The sequence below is a fragment of the Allomuricauda sp. ANG21 genome, assembly GCF_040705235.1.
GTDB lineage: Bacteria > Bacteroidota > Bacteroidia > Flavobacteriales > Flavobacteriaceae > Flagellimonas > Flagellimonas marina.
The window spans coordinates 90,573-104,992 of the sequence record NZ_JBFCVT010000011.1 but is presented as its reverse complement, the minus strand read 5'-3'; the positions used below and the strand labels follow the sequence as shown (position 1 = coordinate 104,992).

The following is a 14,420-nucleotide window of genomic DNA, read 5'->3' as shown; positions in this document are numbered from 1 at the left end:
ATTAGCTAAACTATTCCAAAATCAATCCATAACCATCTCCAGTAATTATTCCGGGGTCGTGTTGGTAAACCTTAATCTGTACGGAAAGTTTTCATCATTACCATTATCATCGTCCCATACATGGTTTATATGCTCTGTGGGAGCCCCACTTACCAGGAACCAGAGCTCACTTGTGTTATCTGTTATGGTAACTGAGGTTGTTCCCAGTTCTGTTTTTTGGGTCTCTTCATAAACAGGTTTCCCATCAGTAAGGATTCTCACAAATCCCCAACGCCACCCTGCGATGGAACTCCATTCGTTTTCCAAACCTTCAAATTCCACCGTAACTTCTGTTTCCGCTGAAGAGACCTGGAGTTTTATGGCATTGTAGCCGTAAGCCTGTGGAATTTGCTCTTCAGCTATTTGATAATACCCATCCTCCACAGCATCTAGTTGGGTTGTATGCTCATATTCTAATTGTTGTGATATGGGTAGGGATGTGATAAATTCCCTATTGTAGCTTCCTAAAGGATAATCCCATGTAATATTTTTACCGGCGTATTCAAAAACCTCATCGTTGAGTTGCTCTTGCTCAATTCCCGTGATCCTTTTATAGGCTTGCAATGGATGCTCAGGCTCTTGGGCTTCCTTCCAAACTTTTCCTAAGAATTCATCACCATGTTTTTGTTTCCAATATTCCATAAGGTAAATGGATTGGTACCTGATATCTTCATGCGAGAAATTCTTGTGTGCATTTTTTAGAAAGTATGGCAGATCTTGTGAATAATCTTCATTGTTCATTTGCCATGACATAAATTGGGCACATTGCTCCCAAAATGTCCCTACATAGTCTTGATCCCTGAAACCGTAATTGCCATCACAATGTACTTGATACTGAAATGAATGCCCAAACTCATGGCCAATTACTGAATTGTAGGCCGTTGTAGTTGGGTTAATCCAAAGAGCACCTATAACATTATCATATCCCGCTCCTGTCGCCAACCACTGTTCTTGATAAATCAGAAAGATCATCATTCTGTATTCATCGGATTGTGATGTTCCTGCATCCACAAATTTTAGCGTATCGCGGTAAAATACATATTGCTTCTCTGCACTATCCAACAAGTTTTGAATATTAACCTGCATTGCTGTGTTTGCAGTTTTGCTGGGGTATTGACCGAAGCCTTTTTCCCAAAAAAGAATAACATTTTCCGAGGAAGCACTTCTTTGATAACTCCAATGACTGTTGTTGGAATCAAAATTATTGTCCTGTAAATCGTTAGGGATATATATGCTCTTTCCTGTACTCGGCTTTTCGGCAAACACATAGGGAAAATTATCGGGGGGAATTATGCCCTCTTCCGCCTCCTCATTACGTATGCTTGCAGAATTATCTCCCGATGAGCAAGCAGTAATACAATACAATAGAATAATTGTGTGAAACTTAAATCTCATGAAACGCTCCTAAAAAAGAAAGCCAAAGAAGATCAAAGACTTCCTTGGCTTATCTAAACTAACTCAAACTAACTATATAAAACAAAATGCTTACAGTTTAATACCCCGGGTTTTGGGTCAAATTGGGGTTGGTTTCCATTTGACTCAATGGAATTGGGAAAATTTCCCTGTAATCTCCATTGGGTGTATGCGAGAACCAAGATTTAGTGGTATAAACCCCAAAACGAATTAAGTCTTGTTTTCTGTGGTGTTCACCTACAAACTCCCATGCCAATTCGTCCAAGAATCTTCCATATTCAATATCGTCGCCACCTTCAAGGTTGGTGATTACACCATCTTCCTGCACACCATATTGATACACACTGCCTTGCATTAGTTCAGCACCAGTAACCACTGCCTTGGAAGGATCTGTATCTTTAAAGGCCCTTTGTCTAACATCTGTTACAATTTCAGCCGCTTGATCGGCAAATCCTGTCCGTAACAAGCATTCAGCCTTGATCATAAGGGCGTCTGTATATCTGAAAAAAGGAACATCATTGGAGGTGGTTCCCACATCTCCGGCACCTATTTCATATCGAACAAATCTATATCCATCAGCATCATCAGCTTCATTGACATTTTTTATATAGTTGATGTAATCCAATTGAGAATCTGGGTCATCTGGATTCAACAACAATGGATCCCCAGAACTGGTAAACTGTGGTCCACCTATCCACGTATCTTCCAATCGTTGATCGTCCTCATCATAGGTGTCAATGAACTGAGGAATAGCAGCACTACCACCCCAAGGAGATCCGGAAAGATCAAAAGTGGCCCTACTTGAACCTAAAAGTGCCTTGTACGCCAAATAAGAACCTGATGCGTTGATTTGATCAAAAGGTATGGCATAAATGGTTTCGGGTAGGTTTTCATTCTCAATGGCAAAAATATCAGAGAAATCTGAAGCCATTGAGAACAGACCGCTGTCAATGATATCCTGTACTTCTGCCAAGGCATCATCCCACCGTGGCGTACCTATGTAAACCTCTGAGTTGAGGTACATTTTGGCCAATGTCATTTTAGCGCCCCAATATGTGAAACGTCCGTAAGTGGCTCCACTATTTTCTTGGCTCAGCAATGGCATTGCATCGGTCAACTCTTGAATAATAAAATCGTACACCTCTTGGTTCGAAGCCTGCTCCGGCAAGAATCCTTCGGGCACATCAAATTGAGTTACCAGGGGGATGTTTCTAAAATTGTCATATAGAATGTAATAACAAAGGGCTCTCAAGGCCTTCATCTCGGCTATGTAGTTATCAACACCTTCGCCTTCCAATTGCTCCAATTGAAGAATAGCCTTGTTGGCATTGTTTATGGCCCTATACGACCGAAACCAAAGGGATTCTATATGGCTTGTGCCTGGCCCCCAGGTATGTTGGTGCATTAGAATGTATTGCGCACCCCATCCAATATTAGTACGTCTGGGTGTTACATAAAGGTCTGAAGACTCTTCATAGACATCAAAAAGTCCTTCCCATTCCCAATAAATGCCTCTCATATTGGCATAGGGAGTAGCAACAATGAGATTTAAATCATCAGCGGTGAAAACGGTTTCTTCAGCAAGAATTTGACTGTAGACAGTTTCCTCCAAATCGGTACAACTCGCACCCAATGTGCAAACTGCAATTGCAGCGAGTATCCATTTTTTTGTTTTGATATATTTCATCATCCAGCAATTTTATAGGTTTATATTGAACCCCAGGGTAAATGTACTTACTGAAGGGTATTTATCCCTGTCATCAGTACCTTGTACGAGGGGGTTATTTCGAATAATTTCAGGATCTATTCCTGAATAACTTGTAAAGGTGGCCAAGTTGGTACCTGTTACATAAAACCTCAGTGATTTAATAAAATCCCATCGGTCACAATTTAGGTTATAGCCCAACGTAATGTTATCAAGCTTTACATAGTCCCCGTCTTCCACATAATAACTTACAAAATTCTGGCCCAATGTGTTTGACAATTGTATGTCCTTGCCATATACGGGGTCAAAGGCAGAATTAAGAACGTTGTACTCAACATGGGGATATTCATAAAATACACGCTGTGCATTGATGATTTGAAAATCGAACGCTCCATTCAACACAAAGCTCAAATCAAAGTTCTTATATCTAAAGGTATTGGTAATACCGGCAGTGTAGCCTGGAATACCATTTCCAAGATATTGTTTGTTGGCATCATCTTGCTGCAGTGCATCTGTAAAGGGTGTTTGTGTTCCATCGGGTAATTCAATGACCCAAAGACCATCACTATCAATGTCCACCGATTTTAGCCCCCAAAAGGTTCCTATTGGCTGTCCTACTTCAAATCTATGGGTTACCTGGGAAACAGGCTCGCTCAAGGTTCCTAAGTTCACATAATCGCCTTCTATCTCGTACAGGTTGTTTGAAAGACTCAACAGCTCATTCTTGTTATGGGACAAGGTAATATTGGCGTCCCATGAAAAGTTATTGGTCTGAATTGGGGCAACGTTCAACAGTATCTCAAACCCTTTGTTTTCCATTTCACCAACGTTGGCCAAAGTTGAGCCGAACAAGTTTGGTGGAATTGGCACACTATAGTTCCACAACATTCCCTCCGTCTTTTTCCTATAAAAATCAATACTACCGTTGATACGATTATTGGCAAGTCCAAAATCCAAGCCAAAGTTGACCTCTTTAGAAACCTCCCATCGCAAATCTGGGTTAGGGTTACTTTGGGCTTCCAATCCTTGAACCCATTCGCCATCTACATAAAAATTACCTGCGTACCCCAATAGCGTCTGTGATTGGTACGATGCAGATGGAATTACACCTGTTTCACCATATCCAGCCCTTAACTTAAGATTGTTTACCCAATCAGCGTTTTCCATGAAAGACTCATTGCTGATGGTCCAACCCGCAGATACGGCAGGGAAATTACCCCATTTATTATTGGCTCCAAACTTGGAGGAACCTTCTCGTCTGAAACTCGCCAAAATATTGTATCGAGAATCGAAACCATAGCTCAAACGTCCAAAAAATCCAATCAGCCTGTCATCGTTCTTGTAACTACTTACAGACGCAGTTCCTTCATCTATACCTCTACCGGCACCTAGATTATGATAAGAAAAGGCATCGGTTGGAAAATCGCGGTTGCTGGATGACGTACCTTCGCTTGTAAAATACTGGTAACTGTAACCACCCAATACAGAAAAGCTGTGTTTATCCAATGTTTTGGAATACTTTGATGTGATTTCCATAAGGTTGGTGTAGTCCTGATTTGTTCCTCTTGAGGCAAACCCGTTGAATCGTTCACCGTTATAACCCAAATATTCCTTTTTCTGAGCGAATCCTGAAAAGAAATTATTTCTATCCGTAGCCACCATAATATTATTCTCCCAACCGGTGATCGGAGTTATGGTCAAATTTCCTGTCAATCGCATCCAACGTCTTTGAATAAGACCATCAGTAAGTTCTATCATACCTACTGGGTTAACATATTGCAATTTGTTGGTGCGCTGCACAAAAGTTCCGTCATCCTCACGAATTCTATCCGTGGGGTTACGAATCAAGGCTTGACGGTAAATTCTATTATCAAATGAATCGCCATTACCCAATGCACCTGTATTCTGCAAACCGTTAATAATATTGGCGTTCAATTTTATTATTCCATCAAACATGCTATGATTTACATCCGCACTTAATCTAAATTCCTCGTTAAAGGACTTCCTAAAAACCCCTTCTTGATCGGTGTAGTTAACATTGACCGCATAGGTGGAACTCTCATTGCCCCCACTAAAGTTTAGGTTATGATTTTGTGTAAGGGCGGTTCTGCTGATTTCGTCCAACCAGTCCGTGGTATAGCCCAAATCATCTCCTACTGGCAGGGTAACACCTTGCGCTATCAACTCTCTGGCATCATCGGCATCCACAAAATCCGCGGTGTTGGCGAACGAAGAAAGTGATGAGTAATGGGAGTAAGAAAGTGTTGGTGCCATATTTCTTTTACCGGACTTGGTGGTAATCAAGATTACCCCATTGGCACCCCTGGTACCATAAATAGCGGCCGCAGAAGCATCCTTTAAAACATCAATACTTTCTATCTCACCTGGGGCGACGGTATTCAAACCTCCGGGCACACCGTTGATCAACACCAAAGGTGCCGTACCCCCAGTTAAGGAAGAAACCCCTCTAAGGGAGATGTTAGCCCCGGCTGAAGGATCTCCTGAACCATTGGTAATACTTAGACCAGCCACCTTACCTTTAACAAGGTCGGCTGCGTCCCTAACAAAACCAGGGTTAAAATCTTCAGCTTTCACGGTTGCAATGGCCGTGGTCACCTCTTCCCTCTTTTGGGTTCCATAACCAATGACCACAACTTCCGTTAATTGCTCTAAATCTTCTTGAAGCTGCACATTGATCACCGTAGATGTTCCTACGGTAATTTCTTGGGCCTTAAAACCCAAATACGAAAAAGTCAAAACTGCACTAGGTCCTGTTGTGGTAATCTGGTAGTTTCCATCAAAATCAGAGACTGTTCCATTGGTGGTACCGTTTTCCACAACGGATGCCCCAGCAACTGGAACACCTTGATCATCGGTAATTGTTCCGGTAATCCTTTCTTGAGCAAATGCTGACTGTAGAAATAGTACATACAGAATGGGTAGAATGATTTGTTTTTTCAAACTTCCTAACCCTAATCCTGAGTTTTTAAATAAGTTGGCCAATTCCATAATACGTAGTTTAGTTGATTGGATTATTCCCTAAAATCCACCTGTTAAAATACTTTGGATAAACTCTTTAAATAACAAGTGATATTTTTACACTTGTAAAATTAATATAGTGAAAATCAAATACTCGTATTATATTATCTCTTTGTAATACTATATTATCTATTACCTGAGAGGTCATGTTAAAAAGGGATTCCATTGCTGGTCAACAGTGGATTATCCTGAAAAAGGTTAAGAAATAATTGTTTCAGAATACTTTATAAAGAAATACATTGAGAAGCTCAACCCAGAATTGATAAAAATGCTTTCAACGAAAGTATAGGGGCCATTCGCCAATTAGATAACTTTCAGGTCTAACAGAAGGCTCCTTTTAAAAATACCATTTTTACCGAATAGGTGTCCCTCTTAGTCCTTTGAAAACCTCATACGTTTTATCCACTTTCTCCTTTGGAGTGGTTTCAAACTCCTTGTCGGTTACCTTATAATAGGCCTGTAGACTATCCAATTTTTGATGCAGTGTCGCTATAATGTCTTCATATTGCTTATCATTAATAGCATTATGAATTTCTTGTGGGTCGTTTTGAAGGTCGTAGAATTCCCATTCATCAATATCATCATAAAAATGGATCAGTTTGTATCTGTCCGTTCGTACACCATACTGCCTTTTGACCATGTGAAATGCTGGAAAATCGTAATAATGATAGTAGATGGCATCCTTAAAATTCGCTCTGGAACCTTCCAAAAGACCACGGAAAGATGCACCTTGCATTTCTGACGCATATTGCAATCCACCTGCCAAATCAAGGAAAGTAGGGGCAAAATCCAAGTTTTGGACCATGGCATCAATGGTTGTTCCCGGTTCAATGACCCCGGGCAATTGCATTAACAAGGGCATTTTCATGGATTCCTCATACATGAAACGTTTGTCGAACCAACCATGCTCTCCCAAATAAAACCCTTGATCCGATGTGTATACCACCAAAGTGTTCTCATCCAAACCTGTTTCTTCTAGATAATCCAAAATCTTGCCGATGCCTTCATCCACAGCCTTTACCGTTGCCAAATACTCTTGCAGATAACGCTGTCCCTTCCATTCGGCCAACTCTTTTCCATGCAAATTGGCTTCCCAAAAGGCATTGTTCTTGTCCAAATAGGCCTCATCCCACACCTTGCGCTGCTCAGGGGTCATTCGGTCAAAATCTGTGGTCCACGGATTGTGGGCCAGTTTCGTGCTTCCGTAACCCTCACTCATTTTTAAATCGTGACCCTCATACATATCCGTATAAATGGTCTGTTGCTGTTCAGCTGCTGCCCTTTGGTTCACAAATTCTGGAAAGTAAGTGTCGGGCAATGGAAACATAATGGAATCGTACACATTTAAATGACGCAATGCAGGCATCCAATTTCGATGTGGCGCTTTGTGGTGCACCATTAAATAGAAAGGTTCCTGTGTGCTATCTCTCTGTTTTAGCCAATTCAGACTTTTTTCTGTAATCAAATCCGTAGCATACCCTTCAACTATGGAGGTGTCTCCTCCTGAAATAAATTCTGGGTTGTAATAATTCCCTTGGTCATTTAATATATCCCAATAATCAAACCCGGTAGGTGCTCCATGCAAATGCCATTTTCCAATGATTGCGGTTTCATATCCCAATTTTTTCAAATGTTTGGGCAATGTGGGCTGATTGCCATCGAATCGTTCTCCGTTCATCCGAAATCCATTGATATGACTGTGCTTTCCCGTTAGGATAACCGCCCTACTGGGTCCACATATAGAATTGGTGCAGAAATTATTTCGAAATAGTGCCCCATTTTTGGCAATACGATCAATATTAGGGGTCGGAGCCAACTTGCTCAGCTCATGTCCATACGCGCTAATGGCTTGAAAGGCATGGTCATCCGACATAATAAAAATGATGTTAGGTTGACCTTTTGCAACTTCTTCTTCTGATTTTCCTTCTTGCTTACAGGCCAAAACCAATAGCAAACCTGCCAAGACTGCAAAAATGCGCATAGTGTATTATTTTAAATTGAATGTTTTGGAAAGCTGGGCATTTGAATCGGTGCCGACAAAAATCTCAAATTCGCCGGGTTCAGCCACAAAATCCAATTGACTGTTATAAAACTTCAAATCATCTGGCGCCAAAGTGATGGTCACTTCTTTTCGCTCTCCTTTTTTCAATAGTATTTTTTGAAACCCTTTCAACTCCCTCTTAGGTGGGGTAATACTTCTCACCACATCCCTCAAATACAATTGCACCACTTCTTCCCCGTCATAATCACCGGTGTTGGCAACCGTTACTGTGGCTGATATGGATTCATTTTGTCCAATGGTCGTTTTGTTCAACCTAAGATTGGAATAAGTAAAAGTGGTGTAGCTCAATCCATATCCAAAAGGTAACAATGGTGAATTTGGTGAATCCAAATAATTTGATTTGAATTTTTGGAACTCCTCACTCTCCGGTGCAGGTCGCCCCGTATTTTTTACACTATGGTAAATTGGAATCTGCCCCACATTCCGAGGCCAAGTTGCCGTCAATTTTCCTGATGGATTGTAATCTCCGAAGACCACATCAGCAATAGCGTTACCGGCCTCTACCCCAGGATGCCATACTTGCAGGATGGCCACGGGTAGTTCATATTCTTCTGGGATGGTCAAGGGTCTTCCGCTCATCAGAACCAAGGCTACCGGCTTGCCTGTTTCTATCAATGCCTTGATTAATTTCTTTTGACTTTTTGGTATTGAAAGGTCGGTGCGACTTGCGGCCTCCCCACTCATCTCAGTGGCTTCGCCCACAACAGCGACAACCACATCTGAGTTTTTGGCCAAATCAACAGCTTCCTTCAACATATCCTCAGGCAATCGCTCATCGATTTCTATTCTGGGGCCAAACACGTTCACATGCTTGGCAAACTCAGGGTCGTCCGAAATGTTGGCGCCTTTCGCATATTGAATGGAAGCATTAGGGGCCACATTGTTGAAACCTTCCCTGATTGTCACGGCCAATTTTACATCCCCAGTGGGAGCCCAAGTACCCAACATATTGTTTCGGCTATCTGCCAATGGACCAATTAAGGCAATTTTTTTGTTCTTTTTAAGGGGTAAGATATTTTGATGGTTCTTCAACAGCACAAAGGAATGAGCCGCCAATTTCCGGGCTAAAGCCCTATTTTCTTTGGTTAGGATGTCTTTTTCTGGGCGATTGCCATCCAAATATCTATAGGGATCTTCAAAAAGGCCTGATTGGTACTTAGCCCTCAAAACCCTTCGGCAGGCACTGGTAATATCTTCTTCGGTTACTTTGCCTTCTTCCAAGGATTTTTTCAAGGTGGTGAGGAAACCTTCGCCCACCATATCCATATCCAAGCCGGCTTTGAGTGCCAAGGCAGAGACAGCTTGCAGATCACCTAGGCCATGTGCAATCATTTCGTTGAGGGAGGTATAGTCCGAAACGACAAAACCATCAAAATCCCATCGATTACGAAGCAAGTCCGTGAGCAACCATTTGTTTCCTGTTGCTGGAATTCCATCCACATCATTGAAGGAAGTCATGACGCTGGCAACACCAGCATCTATGGCCGCTTTATACGGAGGTAAATATTGATTGAACATTTTTATTTTACTCATATCCACGGAATGGTAGTCACGCCCAGCTTCCGCTGCCCCATAAAGCGCAAAGTGTTTTACACAGGCCAACATGGTCTGGGTTGCCGCCAAATCATTTCCTTGATATCCTTTCACGGTAGCCTCGGCTATTTTTGACCCCAAATAGGGGTCTTCCCCTGCTCCTTCTGCAATCCGGCCCCAGCGGGGGTCACGGGCAATATCCACCATGGGAGAAAAATTCCAGTTAATACCATCCGCCGTGGCCTCCTTTGCTGCCATCTGTGCGGCTTGTTCCACCAACTCCATGTCCCAACTGGAAGACAATCCCAAAGGGATTGGGTAGGTGGTTTTGTATCCGTGAATCACATCCGAACCAATCAGCAACGGAATCCCCAATCGACTTTCTTTAACGGCTAATTCTTGTGCAACTCGCACTTTATCTGGTCCTGCAACTCCAAAAAGACCTCCTACTTGTCCGGCCTTTATCTTGGCTTCAACATTCTTGCTCACTACTTCGCCTGTGGCCACGCCCCCACCCGGTGTTAAAAGGTTCAACTGCCCGATCTTTTCTTCCAAGGTCATTTTTTGCAATAGGGCTTCCACTTCTGGGATTCTTTCTTGTGCATTCATAGCCCACATGGATAGCAATGTAATGGCTATCATTACTATTTTTATATGCATGATAAGGTTATTTACGTTGACTTATTCTGATTTTACAATTGGAGTCCTCTCTGAAATTCCATTGTTATTGAAAGCCTCTATCTGAAAATAGTAGGAATCGGCACGGTCCATTCCAGAAAAATAATATTCATTGGTTCCATACACCATGATACTCCCGTACAGTTTATCCTCCGCCTTCCCGAAATAGATGACATAGCCGTCGGCTGCATCATTTTGCTTCCAGCGGAGCCAAGAGTTACGGCGTTCACCAAACTTCTTGGGATTGTTTCTGAGAACCACAAAATCCTCTACAGCTGTTGGCTTTTCACCATTTCCCTTTCCAAAGACCCGAAAACCGCTCAATGCAAATTTTCCCGTCGGCATTTTAATGTTCTCCAGTTTTAGGAATCTGGCTTTTGCAGGTTGAGGAAATTCAATATAATCGTGGGGAACATCGGTCATGTTGTTGCTTTTATCCACCAGCACAGACCACTTTTTTCCATCGTTGGAGGCGTATATCTTATATTGATGGTAAACTCCCGTGGATTTCCCCAAAAATTCAGCATCCTGATCGGCATAGTTGATTTGAATGGCGTTTACGGTTGATACCTCTACCAAATCGGTTTGAAAATACTCCCCTTTATCTCCGGATTTTGCACTCCAATAGGTGCGCATATCCTCGTCCACAGCAAAATTGGGCTGATATCCTCCCAATGTGGAAGATACTTGAACAGGCTTGTTGTAGTTGAGTACCATCCAACCGGTAAAAAGTCCTTTTATATGATCCGCGTTTTCTTTTGGCAAATATGTGGGATAATCGCCATAGGCCGTATTGCAATACATGACATCGTCTTTGTCAAAACCTGCTGGCCAAATGCCGATTCTTCGCTCAAAATTGTTCTTGTTGTTAAGGATAATTGTAGAAACATGCCACCAATTGCCGTAGGTATCCTGATACGTGGCTCCATGCCCGGCACCTCTGGCAAATCCTCCCGGTTTATATGAAAATGGGTTGTGTTCCTGATAGGCAAATCCCTTCAACGGATGATTACTTACATATACCCCATCCGCATAGCCGCTAAATTCTGTTCCAGGGGCGCCATATTGCAAATAATACTTTCCGTTATGTTTGGTAACCCAAGCCCCTTCCATGAAAGGTTGCAAAAAGGTATTGTCGTTATGTTCACCGAAACGTTCCCAACCATGGTCTTCGGGTGCCAAGTTCATCAAAGGTTTTACATAACCCTCGGATTGCATGGTTTTTGTGTTGATTTTTGTTCCAAACAAAGGATGTGCGTTGCTTGACCCCCAATATAGGTAGAGGTCATCAGTATCTTCCTCATACAAAAATGCAGGGTCCCACGCCCCAACTTTAAGGGAGTCCACTGCGATTTCCCAATTATCCGTTGTTGGGTCCTTGCTCTTCCATAAAGAAAATGCAGGACCATGTGTGGAACCAATCAGATAGAGCTCATCTTTCATTACAAAAGCAGCAGGGGCACACAGTTCGTCGTAGACCTTGTTCCGTTCACGTAAAAACTTTCGGGGGATGAACTTCCAATTGTACATATCATCACTCCACCAATAGCCCCATTGGTTGGTTGAAAACAAAAAATACTTGTCCTTAAAGGTGACTATTACAGGGTCGGCTGTAGCTCGATGTTTTCCATGCCTTGCAAAGCGGGGTATAGGCGTATACCCGTAATCTATATTGATAGGATTGCAATAGGTTTTTTGTTGCGCTGATATAAACTGAGTTGTTCCCAACAGTGTTAGGACAACCAGCAATATGAAGCTATTTTTAGTCATTTTCCAGTGATTTTTTTTGGTTTGAGAACAACCAAGGCAATAAATCTGGTTCGGCAAAGGCAGGGTCCCAACTGTTATGATTGGCAAAATCATATACCGTAAACTTTGGATGAGCACCTGCTTCCAACAAAGCCGAGACCATTTCCATGGACTGCAATGGATTAACGACATTGTCCTGAGCCCCATGGAATACCCATACGGGTGTTTTATCGGCATAAATAGACACAGATTCAGGGTCTCCACCACCGCAAATTGGAATTGCAGCGGCAAAAGTATTTGGTTTTCGACTTAACAATTCAAAGGTTCCCATGCCTCCCATGGATAATCCCATCACATAGACTTGATCGTTGTTTGAGTAGGGAGCTTCAATGGTGCTTTCCAACAATTGAAGAACCATTTGCATGGGTTTGGTGGGCCCATCTTTGTAATTAAAGTTTAATTTAACGGGATATGTGCTTCGGTCCACGTCCACATTGGACCAATAACTTTCCTTGGGACACTGTGGAAAAATAACAATTGCGGGATAGCGTTCTTGCAGGTAATCCGTAGCAAACAACTTACCGCCATGGGTCAATTGGCTTTGATTATCATTACCGCGCTCCCCTGCCCCATGGAGAAAAAGTACCACTGGGTAGTTTCCACCTTCATGGAAATTCTTAGGATACATGATACGGTAGTGTAAGGTATCATTCCCATCAATCAACATTTTGGACTCATATTTTGATTGCCATTGTGCAGCAATCAAATTACAGGCTAGGAGTAAAACAAATAGTGATAGCTGTCTCATCATATCAAAATCCAAGTTTGGTCAAACCGGCCTGTACATCTTCATTACCCATAAACAGGTTCCAAAGTAATCTGGTTCTATAATTCTCGATCATAATAATCTGGGGGCCTTGATCTATGGCCAAATAAGCTTCGGCCACCCAATAGTTATTTTGTGGGCTAAAGGCGTCATAGAATCCCGCTGGACCTAAAAGTTTATCCCGGTTCTCATAGAAATAGCGCATGGCCTTTAAGGATTCTTCGGGTGTATAGGGAATGGAGCTTATGGCCGCCGTGGGCGATATGACCCCGGTATCATTAGATGGGCTATGGGCATTATAGCCAATACTCCCATCGTTGTTTCTGGAATAACTTGCCGTTAATCCCCAACAGTCTTCCCCATAATCCAAATAATTGTTGGGATTGTCCACACAGTATGCGTAGTTGATTTTGGAGTGATTGACATTCACATCCCAATAATCAACAAATTCATCCGATAGCGACGTTGGATCAAGTCCCAAATAGGAATAGTGTGCCCAAAACAAGGGGCCGCCAAATTGTTCAGATCCATTGTGCTTCACCAAAAGCGGGTGCCCATATTGTGTATTGGCCGAGACAATACTTCCGTCCGAAGCCCAACCACTGGTATAGACCTCCTTGGATATGCTATGATCAGGGGAGGCCGCCGCCATGATGTAAGTGATCAGCACTTCATTATATCCCCTGAGCTGAAGATTGATATCGAATCCGAAGTTAGGACTCCAATGCCAGTACAGGACATTTTCTCCTTGGGTATACCAGTCCCATTCCACCCCTTTCCAAAGGTCATCCGCTTGTTGTGCCAATGTTTGTTCCGAAGCACTTCCATTCTTAAAATATTCTTTTACACATATTAAGCCCTGGGCCAAAAAAGCGGTTTCCACCAGATCTCCACCGTTATCCATAGGACTGAACGGAATCACTGAACCATTGGCACCATTTATCCAGTGCGACCAAGCGCCATGAAAACGGTCTGCGTTCTCCAAGAAATCGAGAAGGGTGGTCAATCGTTCCACGCCTTGTTCCCTGCTGATAAAGCCTCTTTCCATTCCCACTAGCAAGGCCATGAGACCAAAACCCGTACCTCCAGCGGTAACCACGTTTGCGTCCCTGCCCGGGTCATTAGGGTGGTATCGTTCCCTAGCTCCTCCAGAATTTTCCTCAGCAAAATCCCAAAAATATTTAAAGGTTTCAGCTTGGGTCAGGTCCATGAGGTCATCGTCTTCAATCTCAACCGGGGTTTCTTCCTCTTCCTCAACGGGAACCTCATCGTCCGTGGGCAATTCTGATAACCCTGTGGGTCCTTTACCCTCATCAGAGCATGAAAACAAGAAAAGAGTGCAGAGCAGAAAATATCCGAATATGTTTTTTACCATT

General features: G+C 42.6%; 8 protein-coding genes. All 8 read right to left on the bottom strand.

Translation table 11 applies throughout. From position 1 onward, the window contains the following. Window positions 1–45 precede the first annotated feature (45 nt). Window positions 46–1,434: a DUF6055 domain-containing protein gene (locus AB1A65_RS09410; RefSeq protein WP_366588226.1), complete on the bottom strand. Its 1,389-nt coding sequence runs from the start codon at window positions 1,432–1,434 to the stop codon at window positions 46–48. A gap of 97 nt (window positions 1,435–1,531) precedes the next feature. After that, window positions 1,532–3,142: a RagB/SusD family nutrient uptake outer membrane protein gene (locus tag AB1A65_RS09405; protein ID WP_366588224.1), complete on the bottom strand. Its 1,611-nt coding sequence runs from the start codon at window positions 3,140–3,142 to the stop codon at window positions 1,532–1,534. 9 nt (window positions 3,143–3,151) lie between these two features. Continuing rightward, complete coding sequence (locus AB1A65_RS09400; protein ID WP_366588221.1) at window positions 3,152–6,166, bottom strand: TonB-dependent receptor; 3,015 nt, start codon at window positions 6,164–6,166, stop codon at window positions 3,152–3,154. Window positions 6,167–6,548: 382 nt separating this feature from the next. Continuing rightward, window positions 6,549–8,177 (bottom strand): sulfatase, encoded by a 1,629-nt coding sequence (locus tag AB1A65_RS09395; RefSeq protein ID WP_366588219.1) that lies wholly within the window; start codon window positions 8,175–8,177, stop codon window positions 6,549–6,551. 6 nt (window positions 8,178–8,183) lie between these two features. Further along, the gene (gene bglX, locus AB1A65_RS09390; protein WP_366588217.1) at window positions 8,184–10,451 is read right to left on the bottom strand and encodes a beta-glucosidase BglX; all 2,268 of its coding nucleotides are present in this window, start codon (window positions 10,449–10,451) and stop codon (window positions 8,184–8,186) included. 21 nt (window positions 10,452–10,472) lie between these two features. Then, complete coding sequence (locus AB1A65_RS09385) at window positions 10,473–12,239, bottom strand: discoidin domain-containing protein (protein WP_366588214.1); 1,767 nt, start codon at window positions 12,237–12,239, stop codon at window positions 10,473–10,475. Next, window positions 12,232–13,026 carry an alpha/beta hydrolase-fold protein gene (locus AB1A65_RS09380; RefSeq protein ID WP_366590184.1) on the bottom strand — a complete coding sequence of 265 codons (795 nt, stop codon included), beginning with the start codon at window positions 13,024–13,026 and terminating at the stop codon, window positions 12,232–12,234. The genes AB1A65_RS09385 and AB1A65_RS09380 overlap by 8 nt, the downstream gene beginning before the upstream one ends. A 4-nt stretch (window positions 13,027–13,030) precedes the next feature. Continuing rightward, the gene (locus tag AB1A65_RS09375) at window positions 13,031–14,419 is read right to left on the bottom strand and encodes a glucoamylase family protein (protein ID WP_366588212.1); all 1,389 of its coding nucleotides are present in this window, start codon (window positions 14,417–14,419) and stop codon (window positions 13,031–13,033) included. Window position 14,420: the final 1 nt, after the last annotated feature.

Bases quoted from the DNA above. Each gene is read 5' to 3' on its own strand.
- AB1A65_RS09375 (WP_366588212.1), bottom strand. From the start codon at position 14,419: ATGGTAAAAAACATATTCGGATATTTTCTGCTCTGCACTCTTTTCTTG.
- AB1A65_RS09385 (WP_366588214.1), bottom strand. From the start codon at position 12,239: ATGACTAAAAATAGCTTCATATTGCTGGTTGTCCTAACACTGTTGGGA.
- AB1A65_RS09380 (WP_366590184.1), bottom strand. From the start codon at position 13,026: ATGAGACAGCTATCACTATTTGTTTTACTCCTAGCCTGTAATTTGATT.
- bglX (WP_366588217.1), bottom strand. From the start codon at position 10,451: ATGCATATAAAAATAGTAATGATAGCCATTACATTGCTATCCATGTGG.
- AB1A65_RS09400 (WP_366588221.1), bottom strand. From the start codon at position 6,166: ATGGAATTGGCCAACTTATTTAAAAACTCAGGATTAGGGTTAGGAAGT.
- AB1A65_RS09410 (WP_366588226.1), bottom strand. From the start codon at position 1,434: ATGAGATTTAAGTTTCACACAATTATTCTATTGTATTGTATTACTGCT.
- AB1A65_RS09395 (WP_366588219.1), bottom strand. From the start codon at position 8,177: ATGCGCATTTTTGCAGTCTTGGCAGGTTTGCTATTGGTTTTGGCCTGT.
- AB1A65_RS09405 (WP_366588224.1), bottom strand. From the start codon at position 3,142: ATGATGAAATATATCAAAACAAAAAAATGGATACTCGCTGCAATTGCA.